The following is a 4,590-nucleotide window of genomic DNA, read 5'->3' on the forward strand; positions in this document are numbered from 1 at the left end:
GTCTGCCCGAAAGCGGGCGCGCCGCCGCGGATGCGGCTCCGAAACCGCAAAATCGATGCCATTTGCCCGAAAAAGGTGCCCCAGCGACGCTCAGACGGCCATCTCGGCGAAGCCGAAGCCGTTAATCAGACGTTCCTTAAATTGGGGTTGAATATCGGAATTGTTGGCTAAATCGAGATGCCCCCCTCACCTCCCCCTCCCGCCCCTCTTCCCCCCATGCATCCCCGGCCTTCCGCCCGTCGATCTGCCTCCCCGCTTCACCGCCTTTTCCGCAGCCGCTTCCACTTCGCTCTGCCTTGCCAGCGGGTCATCGGACACTGCCAATTCCACCGCCTCCAGCCGCCGCACCTCATCCCTCAGCCTTGCGGCCTCTTCGAACTCCAGATTCTCGGCGGCCTTGCGCATTGCCACGCGCATTGCGTCGAGGTGGGCGGCGAGGTTTGCCCCCAGCAGCGGGCGGTCAACGCGGGCGGTCACGCGGGCCATGTCGGTATCGCCCTTGAACTGGCCCGACATCACATCATCGATGTTCTTGCGGATGGTCTGCGGGGTGATGTCGTGTTCGACGTTGTAGGCCACCTGCCGGGCGCGGCGGCGGTCGGTCTCAAGGATGGCGCGCTCCATGGAGCCGGTGATGCGGTCGGCATACATGATGACGCGGCCTTCGACGTTGCGCGCGGCCCGCCCGATGGTCTGGATCAGTGAGGTTTCCGAGCGCAGGAAGCCTTCCTTGTCGGCATCGAGAATCGCCACCAGCCCGCATTCGGGAATGTCCAATCCCTCGCGCAAGAGGTTGATGCCCACCAGCACGTCATACGCCCCCAGCCGCAGGTCGCGCAGAATCTCGATCCGCTCGATGGTGTCGATGTCGGAATGCATGTAGCGCACCCGGATGCCCTGTTCGTGCAGGTATTCGGTCAGATCTTCGGCCATGCGCTTGGTCAAGGTGGTGACCAGCACCCGCAACCCGCGCGCCGCGACCCGGCGGATTTCATCCAGAAGGTCATCGACCTGGCTCTCGACCGGGCGGATTTCCACCTCGGGATCGACAAGCCCGGTGGGGCGGATCACCTGTTCGGTGAAGACCCCGCCCGCCTGCGCCATTTCCCACGCCGCCGGGGTGGCGGAAACGAACACCGATTGCGGCCGCATCGCATCCCATTCCTCGAATTTCAGCGGCCGGTTGTCCATGCAGGAGGGCAGGCGGAAGCCGTGCTCGGCAAGGGTGAACTTGCGGCGGAAGTCGCCCTTGTACATGCCGCCGATCTGCGGCACCGAAACATGGCTTTCATCGGCAAAGACAATGGCGTGGTCGGGGATGAACTCGAACAGCGTCGGCGGCGGCTCGCCGGGGGCGCGGCCGGTGAGGTAGCGGCTGTAGTTCTCGATGCCGGCGCAGACGCCGGTCGCTTCCAGCATTTCCAGATCGAAGTTGCAGCGCTGTTCCAGCCGCTGCGCCTCCAGCAGCTTGCCCTCGCCGGTGAGTTGCGCCAGCCGCAGCGCCAGTTCGGCCTTGATGCCCTTGATCGCTTGGCGCAGCGTCGGGCGGGGGGTGACGTAGTGGCTGTTGGCGTAGATGCGGATCTTCTCGAATGTGTCGGTCTTTGCGCCGGTCAGCGGGTCGAATTCGGTGATGCTTTCCAACTCTTCGCCGAAGAAGGAAAACCGCCAGGCGCGGTCTTCAAGGTGGGCGGGCCAAAGGTCCACGGTGTCGCCCTTGACCCGGAAGGCGCCGCGCGCGAAGGCGGCGTCGAGCCGTTTGTAGGCTTGTGCTACAAGCTCGGCGATGAACTTGCGCTGCTCGTAAAGCTGGCCGACCACCAGATCCTGGGTCATCGCGGAATAGGTTTCGACCGAGCCGATGCCGTAGATGCAGGAAACCGAGGCGACGATGATGACATCGTCACGTTCCAGTAGCGCCCGCGTCGCCGAATGGCGCATGCGGTCGATCTGCTCGTTGATCTGGCTTTCCTTCTCTATGTAGGTGTCGGTGCGGGCGACATAGGCTTCGGGCTGGTAGTAATCGTAGTAGGAAACGAAATATTCCACCGAGTTTTCCGGGAAGAAGTTCTTGAATTCGCCGTATAATTGCGCGGCAAGGGTCTTGTTCGGGGCAAGGATGATGGCGGGGCGCTGGGTTTCCTCGATCACCCGCGCCATGGTGAAGGTCTTGCCGGTGCCGGTGGCACCGAGCAGAACCTGATTGCGCTCGCCTGCCTCGATCGCGGCGGCAATCTCGGCAATCGCGGTCGGCTGGTCGCCTGCCGCGGTGTAATCGGTGTGCATCACAAAGCGCCGCCCGCCTTCCAGCTTGGGTCGGGTCAGAACCTCGGGGCGGGGGGCGGGGGCATTGGTGGTGTTATGGGGCATGGCATCCTCATCGCGCCCCTCAGATTTGATCTGTTTTTGTTCACATGCAAGGGGTTATGGGAGAGGTTAGGAATAGGTTAAGCAGCCTGCTCAATTTTATCAACAAACACAAAGACTTGCAGCAATATTATCTTGCCAGCGCCCGGCCTCGGCCTTATGGTATGCGGGCAAGCAGCAATGGCTGCCGACCGTTGCACCACCCCCACCCCTCGCTCCCCCGCACGGTCGGCAGCAGCCTCTGCCATTGCGTCGCAGCCCCGCCCTGCGCGGAGCTTGGGGCTTGCACTTTTCGCGGCGCTTCACGATAACGGGCCAACGGATTTGACGGGAGTTACGCCATGCGCGCGCGGATCTATCAGCCTGCCCGGAACGCCATGCAATCGGGGTCCGCGAAAACCAGGGTCTGGGTGCTGGAATATGCCCCCGCCGAGGCGCGCGAGATCGACCCCCTGATGGGCTGGACCGGTTCGGGCGATACCCAGGCGCAGGTGCGGCTGAAGTTCGAAAGCCGCGAGGCCGCCGAGGCTTATGCCGAGGCAAACGGCATCGAAGCCACAGTGGCAGAGCCGCACAAGCGCAAGCCGACGATCCGCCCCGGCGGCTATGGCGACAACTTCGCCACCGCGCGCCGCACCGTCTGGACGCATTGACCGCCAGCCGTGTTTGCGCGCTCCACCGCGAAACTGGCTGGCTTTTCGCCCCGCCCCGATCCATCGCGCGGCCCGCGCCTCGCTATCTGCCAGCGGTACCGAAGCAACTTCTTCCCCTTGCCGCGTCTTCATTGCAAAAATACCCCCCGCGGAGCGCGCCGCGCCCGCCCACCCGCGACCCCGTTTCCGCTGAGGCAAGATGATCACCATTTCGCGCGAAAGCCCGCTGGCACCCGACCTTGCCCTGCTGCACGCGCGCCACCGCGACGCCATGCATGCCGACACGCCGCCCGAAAGCATCCACATGCTGCCTGCCGGGGCGCTGGCCGTGCCGGGGATCAGCTTTTTCGTGATGCGCGAGGGTGGCGCGGCGCTGGGCATGGGTGCGCTGAAGCGGATCGACGCCCAGCACGCCGAGATCAAGTCGATGCACATTCTGCACGAGGCGCGGGGGCGGGGGTTGGCGCGGCAGATGCTCGCGCACTTGCTGGCCGAGGCGAAGGCGGCGGGGTTCGCCCGGCTCAGCCTCGAGACCGGGGCGCAGCCGAGTTTTGCCGCCGCGCGGGCGCTTTATGCGCGAGCGGGCTTTGCGGAATGCGGGCCGTTCGAGGGCTATCGCCCCGACCCGATGAGCAGCTTCATGACGCGCGCGCTCTGAGGGGCTTGCGCGCGGCACCCGGCCATAGGAAAAGGTCGGGCGCGGTCCCGTAGCTCAACTGGATAGAGCACCTGACTTCTAATCAGGATGTTGCGGGTTCGAGTCCTGCCGGGATCGCCAGATATTCAGGGGGCAGGATGCGGGTCTTCATCAACGGGTTCGGGCGGATCGGGCGGTCGGTGCTGCGGGCCTGGGCGCTGGCACCGGGGCGCTGGCCGGGGCTGGAGATCTGCGGCATCAACGATATCGCGGCACCCGAGATCTGCGCTTATCTGATGCAATACGACAGTGTTTTCGGGCCGTTTCCGGGCGAAGTGTCGCTGCAGGGCGGGGCGCTGGTGGTGAACGGGTGGGCGTTGCCGCTGTTCCGCGTTGCCGACATATCGGCGCTGGATCTTGCGGGCGTCGATCTGGTGATGGAATGCACCGGGCGCGCGGACAGCACCGCATTCGCCGCTGCCGGGCTTCGTGCCGGGGCGGCGCGGGTGCTGGTGTCGGGGCCATCGGCGGCGGCAGAGGTTACCGTGGTGCTGGGGGCCAACGAGGCGGTGCTTGGCGGCCAGAGGATCATCTCGAACGCCTCCTGCACCACCAATGCGCTGGCACCGCTGGTGCGGCTCTTGGACGAGGGCTGGGGCATCGTTACCGGCTCGATGACGACGGTTCACTGCTATACCGGCAGCCAGCCCACGGTCGATGCGCCGGGCGGCGATTTTGCCCGCAGCCGGGCGGCGGCGCTGAGCATGGTGCCGACCACCACCTCGGCTGAGCGGGGTAGCGTCCCGGGTGGTGGTGTATGATGAGGCCGCGCGCGGAGCCTCCGGCGTAGCGCAGCGCGCGGCCGGGGTTCCGCTGGGCGGCCATCGCCAATCTTCGGTAGAGGTTTGGGTTGCAAGACCTGGACCCTGAACT

The 4,590-nt window shown here is 65.3% G+C and carries 4 protein-coding genes and 1 tRNA gene; 4 read left to right on the forward strand and 1 reads right to left on the reverse strand.

The features are described 5' to 3' along the window. Positions 1-186 precede the first annotated feature (186 nt). A complete protein-coding gene (gene uvrB / locus Q8J98_RS12630; RefSeq protein ID WP_305294670.1) occupies positions 187-2,370 on the reverse strand; it encodes an excinuclease ABC subunit UvrB in 2,184 nt (727 codons plus the stop codon). A 338-nt stretch (positions 2,371-2,708) separates the two neighbouring features. On the opposite strand from uvrB, the gene Q8J98_RS12635 reads away from it, so the two are divergent. From Q8J98_RS12635 to Q8J98_RS12650, 4 genes are all read left to right on the forward strand, one after another. Then, complete coding sequence (locus tag Q8J98_RS12635) at positions 2,709-3,020, forward strand: ETC complex I subunit (protein WP_305184083.1); 312 nt, start codon at positions 2,709-2,711, stop codon at positions 3,018-3,020. Positions 3,021-3,219: 199 nt separating this feature from the next. Next, positions 3,220-3,678 (forward strand): GNAT family N-acetyltransferase, encoded by a 459-nt coding sequence (locus Q8J98_RS12640; RefSeq protein WP_305294671.1) that lies wholly within the window; start codon positions 3,220-3,222, stop codon positions 3,676-3,678. 43 nt (positions 3,679-3,721) lie between these two features. Then, a tRNA-Arg gene (locus Q8J98_RS12645) sits at positions 3,722-3,798 on the forward strand. Positions 3,799-3,815: 17 nt separating this feature from the next. Continuing rightward, positions 3,816-4,478, forward strand: a complete 663-nt coding sequence (locus tag Q8J98_RS12650; RefSeq protein ID WP_370868088.1) for a glyceraldehyde 3-phosphate dehydrogenase NAD-binding domain-containing protein — start codon at positions 3,816-3,818, stop codon at positions 4,476-4,478. The last annotated feature ends 112 nt before the right edge of the window (positions 4,479-4,590 follow it).

Source organism: Phaeovulum sp. (assembly GCF_030684035.1).
Classification (GTDB): Bacteria; Pseudomonadota; Alphaproteobacteria; order Rhodobacterales; family Rhodobacteraceae; genus UBA6213.